The 15,304-nt window shown below is 69.2% G+C and carries 10 protein-coding genes; 8 read left to right on the top strand and 2 right to left on the bottom strand.

What is annotated here, in order from left to right:
- Positions 1-32: 32 nt before the first annotated feature.
- The 5 genes from ACEN2M_RS05065 (at position 33) to ACEN2M_RS05045 (ending at position 7,728) form a co-directional block, all read left to right on the top strand.
- Complete coding sequence (locus ACEN2M_RS05065) at positions 33-2,063, top strand: beta-galactosidase (RefSeq protein ID WP_441647049.1); 2,031 nt, start codon at positions 33-35, stop codon at positions 2,061-2,063.
- Positions 2,064-2,147: 84 nt separating this feature from the next.
- Positions 2,148-3,437 carry an extracellular solute-binding protein gene (locus ACEN2M_RS05060; protein ID WP_441647048.1) on the top strand — a complete coding sequence of 430 codons (1,290 nt, stop codon included), beginning with the start codon at positions 2,148-2,150 and terminating at the stop codon, positions 3,435-3,437.
- Positions 3,434-4,390: a carbohydrate ABC transporter permease gene (locus ACEN2M_RS05055; protein WP_441647047.1), complete on the top strand. Its 957-nt coding sequence runs from the start codon at positions 3,434-3,436 to the stop codon at positions 4,388-4,390. Before ACEN2M_RS05060 ends, ACEN2M_RS05055 begins: the two co-directional genes overlap by 4 nt.
- Positions 4,391-4,575: 185 nt before the next feature.
- Positions 4,576-5,376 carry a carbohydrate ABC transporter permease gene (locus tag ACEN2M_RS05050; RefSeq protein WP_441647046.1) on the top strand — a complete coding sequence of 267 codons (801 nt, stop codon included), beginning with the start codon at positions 4,576-4,578 and terminating at the stop codon, positions 5,374-5,376.
- 3 nt (positions 5,377-5,379) lie between these two features.
- On the top strand, positions 5,380-7,728 hold the full coding sequence (locus tag ACEN2M_RS05045) for a glycosyl hydrolase family 95 catalytic domain-containing protein (protein WP_441647045.1): 2,349 nt from the start codon (positions 5,380-5,382) through the stop codon (positions 7,726-7,728).
- A 459-nt stretch (positions 7,729-8,187) separates the two neighbouring features.
- On the opposite strand, the gene ACEN2M_RS05040 is transcribed toward ACEN2M_RS05045, so the two are convergent.
- Together ACEN2M_RS05040 and ACEN2M_RS05035 are read right to left on the bottom strand one after the other, a co-directional pair.
- Positions 8,188-8,523, bottom strand: a complete 336-nt coding sequence (locus tag ACEN2M_RS05040) for a twin-arginine translocase TatA/TatE family subunit (protein WP_441647044.1) — start codon at positions 8,521-8,523, stop codon at positions 8,188-8,190.
- Between the two features lie 42 nt (positions 8,524-8,565).
- The gene (locus ACEN2M_RS05035) at positions 8,566-11,424 is read right to left on the bottom strand and encodes a glycoside hydrolase family 3 C-terminal domain-containing protein (protein ID WP_441647043.1); all 2,859 of its coding nucleotides are present in this window, start codon (positions 11,422-11,424) and stop codon (positions 8,566-8,568) included.
- A gap of 227 nt (positions 11,425-11,651) precedes the next feature.
- Here ACEN2M_RS05035 and ACEN2M_RS05030 point away from each other — a divergent pair, with 227 nt between their 5' ends.
- Genes ACEN2M_RS05030 through ACEN2M_RS05020 form a run of 3 tightly spaced genes read left to right on the top strand, consistent with a single transcriptional unit; the run spans position 11,652 to position 15,238 of the window.
- Complete coding sequence (locus ACEN2M_RS05030) at positions 11,652-13,304, top strand: extracellular solute-binding protein (RefSeq protein WP_441647042.1); 1,653 nt, start codon at positions 11,652-11,654, stop codon at positions 13,302-13,304.
- A 9-nt stretch (positions 13,305-13,313) separates the two neighbouring features.
- Positions 13,314-14,309: an ABC transporter permease gene (locus ACEN2M_RS05025; protein ID WP_441647041.1), complete on the top strand. Its 996-nt coding sequence runs from the start codon at positions 13,314-13,316 to the stop codon at positions 14,307-14,309.
- Positions 14,306-15,238 (top strand): carbohydrate ABC transporter permease, encoded by a 933-nt coding sequence (locus tag ACEN2M_RS05020; protein ID WP_441647040.1) that lies wholly within the window; start codon positions 14,306-14,308, stop codon positions 15,236-15,238. Before ACEN2M_RS05025 ends, ACEN2M_RS05020 begins: the two co-directional genes overlap by 4 nt.
- The last annotated feature ends 66 nt before the right edge of the window (positions 15,239-15,304 follow it).

Genomic DNA, 15,304 nt, shown 5'->3' with positions numbered 1-15,304 from the left:
CTCCGAAACCGCAGTACAGGAACAGGAACACCTTGCAGCAGCAGCAGCAGCACAGTTTTGTCTACGGCGGCGACTACAACCCCGAGCAGTGGCCCGAAGCGGTCTGGGCGGAGGACGTGCGCCTCATGCGGGAGGCGCACGTCAACCGGGTCACCGTGGGGGTGTTCTCCTGGTCGTCGCTCGAACCCGAGGAGGGCCGGTACGACTTCGGCTGGCTCGACCGGGTGATGGACCTGATGCACGCCAACGGGATCGGGGTGGTGCTCGCCACCCCCACCGCGTCGCCGCCGCCGTGGTTCACCTTCGCCCACCCCGAGGCGCTGCCGGTGACGGCGGACGGCGTGCGCCTCGTGCACGGCAGCCGGGACACCTACAGCCCGGCCGCCCCGGCCTACCGGGACGCCGCCCGGCGGATCGCCGGCGCGCTCGCCGAACGGTACGGCCGGCATCCGGCGCTCACCATGTGGCACGTGCACAACGAATACGGCACGGTGTCCTACGGACCGGAAACCGACCGGGCATTCAGGGTGTGGCTGGCCGATCGTTACGGCGACGTGGCCACCCTCAACAACACCTGGAACAGCGCCTTCTGGTCGCAGAGCTACTCCACCTTCGAGCACATCCTCGCCCCGCAGGCCACCCAGTACCTGCCGAACCCCGCCCACCTGCTCGACTTCAAGAGGTTCAGCGCCGACACCCTCCGCGACGCCCTGCGCGAGCAGGTGCAGGTGGTGCGGGCGGCCAGCCCGGGCGTACCGGTCACGACCAACTTCATGCTGCCCAGCTGGAACCACTACGACCAGTGGGACTTCGCGGCCGAGATCGACGAGGTGTCGATCGACCACTATCCCAGTGCCCGCGACATCGAGGGGGAGACCCACGTGGCGTTCGGCGCCGACCTGGCCCGCTCGTTCAACCAGGGTCGCCCCTGGGTGCTGATGGAGCAGGCCACCAGCCTCATCTACGACTACGCCGCCGCGCGCCTGTTCGCCAAGGAGCCCGGCCGGCTCGCCCGCAACACCCTGCAGTACCTCGCGCGCGGCTCCACCGGCTCCCTGTTCTTCCAGTGGCGGTCGCCGCGGGTCGGCGCCGAGTTCTTCCACTCGCCGATGGTGCCGCACGTGGGGGAGGACTCCAGGGTCTTCCGCGAGATCGTGGCCCTCGGCCACACCCTCACCTCGTTGGCCGAGATCGCCGAGCCGCCCGCCGGCGGCCGCAGGGTCAACGACACCAGGGTGGCGATCGTCTGGGACGCCACGGCCTGGTGGGCCTCCGAGACCCGCGCGATGCCCTCCAACGACCTCGCCTTCCTGCCCGCCGTGCGCGCTGTGCACCGAGCGCTCTGGTGGCAGGGCATCAATGCCGACGTTGTCAGCCTGGAACAGGACCTTTCCGGCTACGACCTCGTGCTGGTGCCGAACAAGATCGCCGCCTCCGACGCCGAGGCCGCGGCCCTGCGCGCCTTCGTCGACGCCGGCGGGCACGCGGCGATCTGGTTCTTCTCCGGCAGCACCGACGAGAACCTCAACGTGCGCCCCGGCGGGTTCAGCGGCGCCTTCGCCCCGCTGGCCGGCATCCGGGTCGAAGAACACCACCCGCTGGCCGCAGACGAGAGCATCGAGCTCTCCGACGGCTCGAGGGCGGATGCCTGGGCCGAAGACCTGCAGGTCACCGGCGCCGAGGTGCTGGCCACCTTCACCCATGCCCCGCTGGCCGGACGACCCGCGATCACCCGCAACCGGGTCGGCGCCGGCACCGTGCACTACCTGGCCACCCGGCTCGATGCCGCGGCTCTCGGCGGGCACCTCGCCCGCATCGTCGCCGCGGCCGGGGTCACGCCCGACCATCCGCAGGCCGGTGACGGCGTCGAAATCGTGCGCCGTTATTCGGGCCCCCGCAGCTACCTCTTCGTCTTCAACCACGGCGAGCGTCCCCGCACGGTCAGCCTGAACGGCTACGACCTGCTCACCGACGAGCACCTCTCCGGCGACATCGAGCTGGCCCCGGCCGCCTCAATGGTGCTCCGTGAGAGTGCCCTGCCGGCTTCCCCGCCTCGCCCCTGATTCGCCCCCGGCCGAGCCGGTTCGCAGCTGAACCGCATCGGCGCCAGCCACACCCCCGTGGCGCACCCAGAAAGGATGCCAACGATGGCACTCACCCGCTCACTGCGAAGCTTCGGCTCCGCCGTCGCCCTCACGGCAGCGTCCGCGCTGCTGCTGGCCGGCTGCTCCACCTCCGCCGGCACCGATTCCGGCCCCGTCACCCTCGAGTTCTGGGGCTGGGCACCCGGCCTGGAAACCGCCGTGGACACCTGGAACGACGCCAACCCCGACATCCAGGTCGAGTTCTTCCGGATGACCGGCGACGACGGCGCCAAGATCCCGCCGGCCATCGACGCCGGCACCGCCCCGGATGCCGTGCAGATGTCGGTGCACTCGCTGCCCGGCCACATCATCAACAACCGGCTGATCGACATCGCCGACTACACCGATGACCTCGGCGACAAGTTCACCGAGAGCTCCTGGAGCGGCGTGGAGTTCAACGACGGCGTCTACGCCATCCCGCAGGACTCCGGGCCCACCGGACTGATGTACCGCTCCGACCTTTTCGCCCAGTACAACCTCACCGTGCCCACCACCTGGGACGAGTACCTCGAAACCGCCCGCGCCCTCAAGGCCGCCAACCCCGACGTCTACATCGGCCAGTTCTCGCCGAACGAGATCGGCCTCTGGACCGAGCAGGTCTGGCAGAACGAGGGCACCTTCAACACCATCGACGACGACGCCTGGACCGTGGAGGTCAACAACGACCAGAGCCAGGACGTCGCCGCGATCTGGCAGACCCTCGTCGACGAGCAGCTCGTCAAGGTTGTCGACATGTGGACCCCGGAGTACTGGGCCGAGGTGAACGCGGGCACCATCGCGAGCATCAACTACGCCGCCTGGTTCCCGGCCCTGCTAGCCGAGAACGCCGCCGACCTGACCGGCAAGTGGTCCGTCGCACCGTCGCCCACCTTCGCGGGCAGCGACGCCGCCGGTGAAACCGGTGGCAGCGTCGACGTGGTTCCCACCGGAACCGAGAACGTTCAGCAGGCCGTGGAGTTCCTGACCTGGCTGAACAGCTCGGATGAATCCCTCGACATCCTGATCAAGGAGGGCGGCTTGTTCCCGACCGCGGTGGCCGGTCTCGACAATCCCGCCATGCTGACCGAGCAGGAATTCTTCGGTGGCCAGGTCATCAACGAGGTGTTCATCGCCGCGGCCAAGAACGTGCCGAGCAGCTGGGTCGACGGTCCCAACTACGACATCACCCAGGACGCCCTGAAAGACGAGTTCGCCAAGGTGGGCACCGGCGCGCAGACGTTCGCCGAGGCCCTGGACGCGGTGCAGGCGCTGACCGTGGCCAACCTCGAGGACAGCGGTCTGAGCGTCAAATGACCTCCCCGACCCTGGCGCCCCAGCGCGCCACCCCAGCAGCTCCCCACCGGCGCGGCATCCGCGCCGGCGGGGGGATGCGGGTGGCCCCGTACGTCTTCCTCGCCCCGTTCATGCTCTCGTTCGTCGTCTTCATGATCCTGCCGATCGTGGTGGCGCTGTACACGAGCTTCTTCCAGGTCAAGCGCAGCGGGCTCGGCTTCGGCGGTGACAACGAGTCGATGTTCGTCGGCTTCGACAACTACGTGCAGGCCTTCGCCAACTCGGCCTTCATGGACAGCTTCGGCCGGGTGCTGCTCTTCGGCATCGTGCAGGTGCCGATCATGCTGGCGCTGTCGCTGCTGCTCGCGCTCCTGTTCGACTCCGCCGTGGTCAAGGCCAAGCGGTTCTTCCAGCTCGCGGTGTTCCTGCCGTACGCGGTGCCCTCCGTGGTGGCCGCCCTGATCTGGGGTTTCCTCTACCAGCCCAGGGTCAGCCCGATCGTGGAGGGTCTGGCAGACCTCGGCGTCTCGGTGGACTTCCTCGGTCCGGGCACCGTGCTCTGGTCGATCGCCAACGTGGCGGTCTGGTCGGTCACCGGCGTCAACATGATCATCCTGTTCTCCGCCCTGCAGACTGTTCCGCGCGAAATGTACGAGGCCGCCCGCCTCGACGGCGCCAGCGAATTGCGGATGGCGCTGCAGATCAAGCTCCCGATGATCTACCCGGCCCTGCTGCTCACCACGCTGTTCTCCATCATCGGCACCCTGCAGCTGTTCAACGAGCCGATGACCATGCGCTCGGTCACCTCGAACATCTCGGGCAGCTACACCCCGAACATGGCGATCTTCTCGGCCACCACCCTCGGCGGCAACATCAACCTCGGCTCGGCGATGGCCATCATCCTGGGCCTGGCAACCTTCGTGCTCTCGATCGTGGTGTCGGTCATGACCAACCGAAAGAAAGGGAAGGCATGATGACCCAGGCCACAGTCCCACCAGCCGGCACAGTCCCACCAGCTGGCACAGTCCCGTCCCCGCCGCCGCCCGTTCGGGAGACCCGGTCCCGGCGGGCCGCCCAAAAGGCCGGCTCCTCCCGGCCCTCGGTGCTGGCCGAGGGTGAACGCCCCAGCCGCGGCGCGCGTATCGCCGCCTGGATCTTCATGGGCGCCATCACCCTGTACTTCCTGGTGCCGGTGTACTGGCTGATCGTGGCCTCCACCAAGAGCACCGCCGAACTCTTCAGCACGCCGGGGTTCACCTTCGCCAACATCAACCTGGTCGCGAACCTGGTGGACCTCAGTAGCTACAACGGCGGGATCTTCTGGCGGTGGATGGGCAACTCGATGATCTACTCGGGGCTCGGCTCGATCGCGATGACCTTCATCTGCCTGATCTCCGGGTACGCGCTCGCCATGTACAGGTTCAAGGGCCGCACCCTGGTGCTCGGCGCGGTGCTCGGCAGCATGCTGATCCCGCAGACCGTGCTGGCCCAGCCCACCTACCTGCTGCTGGTCGAGCTCGGACTGAACAACACCATCTGGGGCATCCTGCTGCCCAGCCTGGCCTACCCGTTCGGTGTGCTGCTCGCCTTCGTGTTCGCCCAGTCAGCGGTTCCGATGGAACTGCTGGAGGCGGCCAGGCTCGACGGGGCCAGCGAGTGGCGGGCGTTCTTCTCGATCGCCCTCAAGCTGCTCAGCCCCGGCGGGGTCACCATCCTGCTGTTCGCGTTCATCGGCAGCTGGAACAACTTCATGCTGCCGCTGCTGGTGCTCAGCGACGCCAGGCTGCAACCGGTCACCGTGGGGTTGTCCGGCTGGAGCCAGGCATCCATCACCATCCCCGGCCTGCAGACCCTCGTGGTCATCGGTTCCCTGGTGTCGATCATCCCGATCATCGTGGTGTTCGTCTCGCTGCAGCGCTACTGGAAGACCGGCCTGGCCGCCGGCGGGGTGCGGTTCTAGGAAATGAGCAGACTGCACTACGTCACGGCGAGCGACGGCTGGCTCGACGCGTTGCCGCTCGGCAACGGGCGCATCGGGGCCATGGTCGAAGCCACCGACCGGAGCACCGTGGTGCACCTGAACGACGAGACCGCCTGGTCGGGGTCGGTCGCGAGCGAACACCACGCCGGTCGGGTGGATGCGGCCACCGCCGCATCCGCCCTGGCCGCGGCGCGCGACCTGATCGAGCGCGGCCGCCCGGTCGACGCGGAACGGGAACTGACCGCGCTCAGCGCTGACTACAGCCAGGCCTACCTGCCCTTCGGCCGGCTGCAGATCAGCCTGCCGGCCGGCCACACCGTCACCGAGCGCTGGCTGGACCTGGCCCGCGCCACCCACCACATCCGCGGCGCCGGCGTCGAACAGACCAGCTTTGTGAGCGCCGCCGACGGGGTGCTCGTGCACAGGCTGGCGGCCACCGGGGCCGCGCGCCTGGACGTCACGGTCGGCCTGAGCACGCCGTTGCGCGAACTGTCCAGAACTTTCGACGACAACGGCCTGACGCTGCGGCTGCGACTGCCGGCGGATGTTGCGCCAGGCCATCGCCCCGACCGGGCCGCCGTGCTGTGGGAAGCCGACGGCATCGACCCGGTCGAGGGCGCGCTGACGGTGTCGCTCCGGCACGACGGACGGCTGGAGCAGACCCCCGACGGTGCGCTGCGGGTGGTCGACGCGAGCGAGGTCGTCGTGCTCGTGGCCACCGACACCACCTTCGCGGGCGTGGGCCGGGCACCGGCGGGAACCGCCGCTGCCGCCGCCGCGCGCTGCCGCGCCCGGATCGACGGCCTCGCGCCGCTGTCGGTGACCGAACTGGCCGCCAGGCACGAGCGTGACTACGGCGCCCTCTACGACAGGGTGACCCTGCACCTGCCCGGGCCGCCCGACCGGGCCGGTCTGCCCACGCCCGAACGCCTGAGGCAGGCCGCCGCAGCCGGGGTCCCCGCCGCCGGGTTCGACCCCGGGCTGGTGGGGGTGCTCTTCGACTACGGCCGGTACCTGCTCATCGCCTCGTCCAGGCCCGGCGGCCTGCCGGCCACCCTGCAGGGACTCTGGAACGAGTCGATGCGGCCGCCGTGGAGCAGCAACTACACCCTGAACATCAACACCGAGATGAACTACTGGGCGGCCCAGCCCGTGCAACTCGGCGAAACCGCGCTGCCGCTGCTAAACCTCGTCGAGGGCCTGGCCGCCCGCGGCGCCGAGACCGCGGGCCGGCTCTACGGCTGCCGCGGCTGGGTCGCCCACCACAACACCGACGCCTGGGCGTTCAGCTCGCCCGTGACCGGTGACGCCTCCTGGGCCCAGTGGCCGATGGCCGGCCCGTGGTTGGTGCGGCAACTCGACGAGCCCCGCCGCTTCGGCACCGCCGACGCCGACTACCTGGCCCGGCTGTGGCCAATCGCGGCCGGATGCGCGCGCTTCTGCCTCGACTTCGCCATCGACCTGCCGGGCGGTCGGCTGGGCACCCGCCCCTCGACGTCGCCGGAGAACCTGTACCGCCGGGGCGACGCCAGCGTCGCCGTCGGCACCGCCTCGGGCATGGACCGCACCCTGTTGCGCGAGCTGTTCAATCTGTTGCCCGCGCTCGCCGCCGAGTCCGGGCACCCGCACGACCCGATCCTGGCCGAGGCGGCAGCCGCCCTCGCCCGGATCGACGGCGTGCGCGTCGACACCACCGGCCGGGTCGCCGAATGGGGCCTCGACGAGGTGGAGGACGACCCGCAGCATCGGCACCTCTCCCACCTCGTCGGCCTGTATCCCGGCGACGGGCTGCCCGAGCACCAGCACGACGCGGTCCGGGCCACCCTCGACCGGCGCGGCGACGATTCCACGGGCTGGTCCCTGGTCTGGAAGCTCTGCCTGCGCGCCAGGCTCGGCCAGGCCGACAAGGTGGGCGACCTGCTCGGCTACGTGCTTCGGCCGGCCAACGCCGAGTCCGGCCCGCACGCCGGCGGCCTCTATCCCAACTTCTTCGCGGCGCATCCGCCGTTTCAGATCGACGGGAACCTGGGCTTCGTCGCGGCGCTCGCCGAGTGCCTCGTGCAATCCCACACCGACGTCATCGACCTGCTGCCGGCGCTGCCGCCGGGGCTGGAGCGCGGCGGGGTGACCGGCCTGGCGGTGCGCGGCGGTCTGCTGGTCGACCTCGACTGGGCCGACGGTGCGCTCGTGACCGCGGTGTTCACCGCGCGGCCCGGTGTGAACGCCGGCACCCGCCTGGTGCGCGTGGCGCGGCCGGGCCAGGCGGCGACCATCGTCGAGATCCGCGTGGAGCCGGGCCGGCCCACCCGCGTGGACCAGCCCGGCCACTGACCATCCCGCGAGAGCGGCCGTGTGGTTGCTTCAGCGCTGCCGAAGCGACCGTTTGACCACTTTCGCGAGATGGCGGCCGGGAAATGGTGGCAGGGACGTGGTGGCCGGGACGTGGTGGTCGGGAAATGGTGGTGGGGACGTGGTGCCGGCCGCGTCGCCGTGACATCTCGCGAAAGCGGTCGCGTGGTTGCTTCAGCGCTGCTGAGGTGACCGTTTGGCCGCTTTCGCGAGATGGTGGCCGCTAAAGGGTGCTCGTGAAAGGGCGCTCGTGAAGGGGTGCTCGTGAAAGGGTGGCGCAGATGGTGGCCGCGGAATGCTGGCGGTAGGTGGTGCCCAGGGCGTCGCCCTCCCATCTCGCGAAAGCGGTCGCGTGGTTGCTTCAGCGGTGCCGAAGTGACCGTTTGGCCGCTTTCGCGAGATGGTGACCGCGGATGGTTGCCGCGGGTGGTGGTCGGGAGGTTAGGCCGGCGGGGTCGCAGCCGTCGTGACCTGCTGGGCGACCGCGTTGGCCGGCGCTGCGTGCGCCGGCGCTGCGGAGGCCGGCGCTACGTTGGCCGGCGCTGCGGATGCCGGCGCTGCGGATGCGGGGGCGACGGATGCGGGGGCGGCAGTCGTGGCCGCGGGGGTGGCGGGCGGGTCGACCGGGGCGTCGCCGGAGGGCGACAGCTCGGTCTTCAGGATCTTCATCGATTGCCCCAGGCTGCGCGCCAGGGTGGGCAGCTTGGGTGCGCCGAAGAGGAGGAGAACGACGAAGAGGATGATGAGGAAATGCCATCCGGTCAAGTTGCTGAGCATGGTGTCCTGTCTGGTCGGTGCTGCCGGGGGATGGGAAAGAACTTAGGCGGTGCCGCCGAGGAAGGCCAGCTGCACGTTCCGGGACAGCGTCACCCGGAGGTCGGTGGGGAGACGTGGGCCATCGGTCGCGGCCAGCGGAACGGCCGTGCTGGTCCAGTCCGAGGCGATGACCTCGGCTGAGCCGAGCGGCGACCAGACGCCGTCGAGGCGCCCCTCGACACTGACCCGTCCGGTGCCGCGGGCCTCAACCCGAAGCTCGTCGGCCAGGCCGGCGACGTCCAGGTAGACCAGTCGGGCCGTGCGGGCGACGGCGGCCACGGCCACGGCGGTGCCGCTGCGCGGAGTATGCGCCACCAGCTCGCTCTGCACGGTGGCGCTCTGCTCGGTGCCGTCGAAGCTGTCGGCGGTAAAGCCCGCGCGAGCATCCCGCGGGGCCACGGTGACCCCGTCGATGTGCACGAGCAGCCGGTGGTCGATGGCTTCGGCCGAGCGGCCTACCAGAATCTCGTAGTCGCCGGTCTCCACGACCAGGCGACCGGTGGTCACGTCCCACACGGCGAACGCCGCGGGGTCGACGGTCAGCGTCAGCTCCCTGGTCGCACCGGAGGCCACGGTGACCCGATCGAAGCCGGCCAGCCGGCGGCGCGGAAACTGCAGCCGGTGCGTGGGCGCCGCCACGTACAGCTGCACGGTCTGCACCGCGGCGCCGGCACCGGCCGGACCGACCCCGGCCGCGACGGTGACCGTGACGGTGACGGGCGCCGCCAGGCCGGCCTCGACCGACCAGTCCGCGTGCGCCGCGGACAGCACGGCGACCGGGAGGGTGCTCGGCGTGTAGCCCAGCCCGTGCCCGAACGCGAAGTCGGGCCGCGCCGGCGAGTAGAGGTAGGTGCTGCGGCTGGTGATGATGTCGTAGTCCAGCACGTCGGCGAGGTCGGCCTCGCCGGCCCACCAGGTCTGGGCGAGCCGCCCGCTGGGTTCCATAGCGCCGGTGAGCACATCCGCCAGACCGTGGCCCAGCTGTTCTCCGGCGTGCGAGGACCACACGATGGCGGGCGCCGACTCGAGCGCCGCTCCGAGGGCGAACGGATACGACGAGACGACCAGCAGCACGATGTCGGCGTTGGCGTCGGCGGCGGCGCTGACCAGTTCGGCCTGGTGGGCAGGCAGGGCCAGCGCCGGGCGGTCCTCGGTCTCGCGACCACCCAGGTGCGGGTCGTTGCCCACGGTCACGATGACGGTGTCGGCCGCTGCCGCGACGGTGGCCGCGTGGGCGAGCCCGGAGCGCAGGACCCGCAGGCCGAACCTGTCGGCGGTGGCCTCGGTGGCCGGCGCGGCCAGGATCGATCCGTTGCCGAGATCCGCGTGCAACCACAGGCCGGAGCCTCGGTGCTGCAGGGAGACGCTGCCGTCGTCGTGGCGCACGAGGCGCAGGGCTTCCTGCGCCACCCAGCCGCCCACCCGGGTGGCCGTGTCTTCGAGGTAGCCCTGCGCGCCGCGGGTCACCAGCCGGTCGCTGGCGACGCTGCGCAGGGTGACATGGCCGTGGCCCCACTCGGTGAGTTCGAAACTCTGCGCGTCGCCGACGGTGTCGCTCGCGGCGTGCAGACGCCCGCCGTGCGGCCCGCCCGAGGTGAGGTAGCGCCCGGTGCGGGGGTCGCGGAGGGCGATGATGTCGGAGCCGCTGGCGGTACTGACGGATCCGCCGGTGGCCCCCAACGCGGCGGCGAGGCCGTCGGTGAGGCTCACCGGGGCGATCAGGCTGCCGCTGTACCAGTCGGTGAGCACCCGGTCGGCGAGCGGGCCGAGCACAGCCACCCGGGTCGCCGGCGGCAGGGGGAGCAGCGGCCGGGCCCCGGTGTTCTTCAGCAGCACGGTGCCCGCGGCGGCGGCTTCCCTGGCCAGGTCGATGTGAGCGGGCGACCCGATCACGTCGGCCGTGATCGCGGCGTACGGATGCGGTTCGGTGTCGAACTCGCCGGTACGCGCGCGGGCCGTGAGCAGGCGCAGCACCGCGCCATCCACCTGGTCGATGGTGATGAGCCCCTCGGCGAGGGCCTGTCGCATGGCGGAGATCGTGGGCTCGGCGTTGGTGTCGTTGTCGGTGAAGCTGTCGACGCCGGCGGCCAGGGCGGCCGCGTGGGCGGGCACCGGTCCGTCGAAGTACTCCTCGGAGCCGAACAGGTTGGTGGGTGCGGCCGCGTCGCTCACGATGAGCAGCTGGGCACTGTCGGCGACCCAGGTGCGCAGGTGCGCCTCGACGAGGTCGGAGACGTGGGCCGGGCGGCCGTTCACCAGGTTGTAGGAGAGCATGGCGGCGCCGGCGGCGCCCTCTTCGATGGCCGGGCGGTAGGCCGGCAGCTCGTACTCGTGCAGCACCCGCTGACGCAGCTGCGAATTGGTCGTGGAGCGGTCGACCTCGTTGTTGTAGCCGAGGAAGTGCTTGAGGGTGGGCACCGTGCGCCAGCGCACCGGGTCGTTCCCGCGCAGACCCCAGGAGTAGGCGCAGCCCATCCGGCCGGTCAGCCAGGAGTCCTCTGAGTAGCCCTCCTCGTTGCGGCCCCAGAGCGGATGGCGCAGCGGGTTGACCACGGGCGCCCACACGTTCAGGCTCACCTCGGGGGAGACGGCGTGCTTGCCGCGCACCTCGATGCCCACGGCCTCGCCGACCCGGCGGATCAGGTCGAGGTCCCAGCTGGCGGCGAGCCCGACGGTCTGCGGGAACTGGGTGGCCTCACCCAGCCAGGACAAACCGTGCAGGGCCTCGGTGCCGGTGTGGAAGGCGGCGAGCCCCAACCGCTCGATGGCGGGGTTGGCCTGATGCAGCAGGCTGAGCTTCTCCTCGACCGTGAGCTGGTCGAGCAGGCGGAGTGCCGTTGCGGCGTCGGTGCCGTGCGTCATCAAGATCTTCCTGGTTGAGTGCCCTCGAAGCGTTTCGATAGTTATCGCGAAAACATGTCGATGGGCCGAGTCTAGGTCACAATGTGCCATTTGTGGTTGCCTCCGCGTAATTCAGCCCTGTACACTCCCGATTGTCGAAGCGCTTCCGCAGGGAGCCGGACTCGGGGGCGCATCTTGCTGCTCTCGGCCTCGGCAAGAGTCGCAACTTACGAAGAAGTGAGGCAGCAATGAGCATCCAAACGGCCAGTTCTGATCTGAGAGCATTCGCCAAGAAGCCGCTGAACCGGAGGTCCTTCCTGGGCTTCGTAGGTGCGGGAGCGGCCACAGCCGCCCTGGCCGGGTGCAGCACGGGAACAGCCAGCACCTCGGGCGGACTGTTCAGCGCCGAAGACATCGCCGGCGTCATCCCGAACTACTACCCGGTGGACTTCGCCGTCCCCGACCTGGTCAGCGTGGAAGGCTCCACCGCCGGCTACCTCAAGCTCCCGACGGTGCTGCGCAAGTCCGTCGCGAAGGTGCCGGGTTCCGGCGGGTCGTACACGGCCCTCACCCCGGCCTGGTGGACCATTCCCAGCTCGGACAACTCCTACTTCAAGGCCGTGAACAAGGAACTGGGCACGACGATCAAATTCCAGGTCTCCGACGGCAACACCTACGGAGAAAAGATCCAGGCGGTGCTCGCCTCGCCGAACAACGTGCCGGACATGGTCGTCATCCCGTCCTGGAACCTGCCGCCCAAGTTCGACCAGGCGGTCACCTCGCTGTTCGCCGACCTCAGCCCGTACCTCGCCGGCGACAAGGTGAAGGACTACCCGAACCTGGCCAACATCCCCACGGACTCGTGGAAGTTCTCGGTCTTCCAGGGCAAGCTCTTCGGACTCCCGTACCCGGGTGAGGTCATCCAGAACGCGTTCTTCTACCGCAAGGACATCTTCGACGAACTCGGCCTGCCGCTGCCCACCGACGCGGAGAGCTTCATCGAGATCCTCACCGAGGCCACCGACACCTCCAAGAACCGTTGGGGCTCCGACGACCTGTGGAACGCCGGCCAGATCATGTTCGGTGTGCCGGACAAGTGGACCGTTATCGACGGCAAGCTGGTGCACAAGTTCGAGACCGACCAGTACCGCGAGGCGCTGGACTGGCTGACCCGCCTGTTCAAGTCCGGTGCGGTGCATCCGGATGCCATGGCCGGCAACGACCAGCAGGCCAACAGCCGTTACGAGGCCGGGAACACCCTGGTCAAGAGCGACGGCGTGGGCGGCTGGGCCGAATCGCTCGCCAGGGTGCTGCCGTCCAACCCGGCCTACAACACCCAGGCCATGGACTTCTTCGCCGCCGACGGCGGAGACCCCACCCTGTACAAGGGCAGTCCCACCAACATCTTCAGCTTCATCAACAAGAAGGCCGACGAGAAGGCCATCAAGGAGATGCTGGCCGTGGCCGACTTCATCGCGGCGCCGTTCGGCACCGCGGAGTACCAGCTGCTCAACTCAGGCGTGGAGGGCACCCACTACGACCTCGACGCCAACGGCGCCCCGGTGCTGAACGCCAAGGGCCAGGCCGAGGTCACCTCCACCTACTCGTTCCTGGTGCACCCGCCGGTGGTGCAGGCTCACGTGGAGTACCCGCAGTTCGTCACCGACTACTGCAACTGGAGCGCCCGGATGAGCGCCTTCGCGGCCGACCCCGTGCTCTACGGTGTGCAGATTCAGGAACCGGCCAAGTTCGGGTCGTTGTCCAAGCCGTTCGACGACCTCAAGGCCGACGTGGCCAACGGGCGCAAGGACCTTTCCGCCCTGGACGACGCCATCGCCACCTGGAAGTCCTCCGGCGGCAACGACCTGCGCAAGTTCTACCAGAAGTACCTGGACGCGTAGGCCGGACCGATGACCGTACTGGACGAGCGGCGCCCCACCCCGGAGGCGCCGCCCGCAGACCCCGCCACCCTGAAAGCCGCCGCGGTGCGCAAGCGCCAGAAACGGCGTGCCCTGTTCCGCCGCGACCGCACCCTCCTGCTCATGGTGCTGCCGGCGCTCCTGCTCACGGCGCTGTTCGCCTACGTACCCATCGTGGGCAACGCGATCGCCTTTCAGGACTACTCGCCCTACGTGGGAGCGTTCGAGAACCCCTGGGTCGGCTTCGCCAACTTCGAGCGGGTGCTGGCCGACGAGGCCTTCTGGTCGGCGGTGCGCAACACGCTCACCATCACCGCGTTCCAGCTGGTGTTCTTCTTCCCGGTGCCGATCATGCTGGCGATCCTGCTGCAGGGGCTGCTCAGCCCGCGCGTGCGGTCGCTGTTCCAGTCGATCGTCTACCTGCCGCACTTCCTGTCCTGGGTGATCGTGATCTCGATCTTCCAGCAGATCCTCGGCGGGGCGGGGCTGCTCAACCAGTTCCTGCGCGACAACGGCATCGAAGCGGTCAACCTGATGACCCAGCCGGACACCTTCCTGATCCTGGTCACCTCCCAGGCGCTCTGGAAGGACGCCGGCTGGGGGATCATCGTGTTCCTCGCCGCGCTCAGCGCCATCGACCCGAGCCAGTACGAGGCCGCGGCGATGGATGGTGCCGGCCGACGCAAGCGGATGTGGCACATCACGCTGCCGGCCCTGCGGCCGATCATCATCCTGCTGCTCATCCTGCGCCTCGGTGACTCCCTCACCGTGGGCTTCGAGCAGTTGCTGCTGCAACGCGACGCGGTCGGAGCCGGTGCCGCCGAGGTGCTGGACACCTTCGTGTACTACTCGGGGATCCAAAACGGGGACTGGAGTTACGCCGCCGCCGCGGGACTGATCAAGGGCGTGATCAGCGTGATCCTTGTGCTCGGCGCCAATAAGCTCGCGCACCTATTCGGAGAAGCCGGGGTCTACCAGAAATCATGACAATCACCACCAGACCACGCGCCCTCGCGCGCTCCCGCCCGCACCGGGTCACCCGGCCCACCTGGGAGGAGCCCCGCGCTCCCCTCGAGGCCGGCGCCCGCGCCATCGTGCTCTTCGTCATGGCGGCCCTGATCGTCGTTCCGCTCTACATCGTCGTTCTCACCAGCTTCTCCACTCAGGCCACCATCACGGCGGCCGGCGGCATGGTGATCGTGCCGGGCGAGCTCACCTTCTCCGCCTACGAGCAGATCCTCTCCGGCGGCGTGGTCACCCGCGCCGTGCTGGTCAGTGTCGGCATCACCGGCGTGGGCACCGCCATCAGCCTGGTGGTGTCGGTGATGGCCGCCTACGGTCTCTCCAGGCCCGGCTCATTCGCCCACCGGCCGATCCTGTTCTTCCTGCTGATCACCATGTTCTTCGGTGCCGGCATGATCCCCAGCTACCTGCTGGTGAGCAACCTCGGCCTGATCAACTCCTACTGGTCGCTCATTTTGCCCAGTTGCATCAGCGTGTTCAACATCTTCCTGATGCGGGGCTTCTTCATGGGGATCGACCAGTCGATTCTCGACAGCGCCCGCATCGACGGGGCCGGCGACTGGCGCATCCTCACCAAGATGGTGCTGCCGATGTCGCGCTCGGTGATCACGGTGATCGGCCTGTTCTACGGGGTCGGCTACTGGAACGCGTTCTTCAACGCCACCCTGTACATCAACGACAGCGAGAAGCTGCCGCTGCAGGTGATCCTGCGCTCCTACGTTCTGCAGGGGGTGTCGGTGCCCGGCCAGGTGAGTGTGGGCAGCGGTGAGGTGGCCACGCTGGCCGTGCAGATGGCCGTCGTGATCATCGCACTCGTTCCGGTGCTGATCATCTACCCGTTCCTGCAGAAGCACATCAGTTCGGGGGTCATGATCGGCGCCGTCAAGGGCTGAGCGGCGACCCGGGAGCGCCCGGAGCTGGCAGGTCCGGGCGCTGGGTATTCTTAGCTCATCACGTAC

This window comes from Cryobacterium sp. W22_MBD10_FK3, from assembly GCF_052113745.1.
GTDB lineage: Bacteria > Actinomycetota > Actinomycetes > Actinomycetales > Microbacteriaceae > Cryobacterium.
Note: the sequence above shows the minus strand (reverse complement) of the source record. Positions and strands in the feature narration are given on the sequence as shown.

Bases quoted from the DNA above. Each gene is read 5' to 3' on its own strand.
- ACEN2M_RS05060 (WP_441647048.1), top strand. From the start codon at position 2,148: ATGGCACTCACCCGCTCACTGCGAAGCTTCGGCTCCGCCGTCGCCCTC.
- ACEN2M_RS05055 (WP_441647047.1), top strand. From the start codon at position 3,434: ATGACCTCCCCGACCCTGGCGCCCCAGCGCGCCACCCCAGCAGCTCCC.
- ACEN2M_RS05050 (WP_441647046.1), top strand. From the start codon at position 4,576: ATGGGCGCCATCACCCTGTACTTCCTGGTGCCGGTGTACTGGCTGATC.
- ACEN2M_RS05045 (WP_441647045.1), top strand. From the start codon at position 5,380: ATGAGCAGACTGCACTACGTCACGGCGAGCGACGGCTGGCTCGACGCG.
- ACEN2M_RS05040 (WP_441647044.1), bottom strand. From the start codon at position 8,523: ATGCTCAGCAACTTGACCGGATGGCATTTCCTCATCATCCTCTTCGTC.
- ACEN2M_RS05035 (WP_441647043.1), bottom strand. From the start codon at position 11,424: ATGACGCACGGCACCGACGCCGCAACGGCACTCCGCCTGCTCGACCAG.
- ACEN2M_RS05030 (WP_441647042.1), top strand. From the start codon at position 11,652: ATGAGCATCCAAACGGCCAGTTCTGATCTGAGAGCATTCGCCAAGAAG.
- ACEN2M_RS05025 (WP_441647041.1), top strand. From the start codon at position 13,314: ATGACCGTACTGGACGAGCGGCGCCCCACCCCGGAGGCGCCGCCCGCA.
- ACEN2M_RS05020 (WP_441647040.1), top strand. From the start codon at position 14,306: ATGACAATCACCACCAGACCACGCGCCCTCGCGCGCTCCCGCCCGCAC.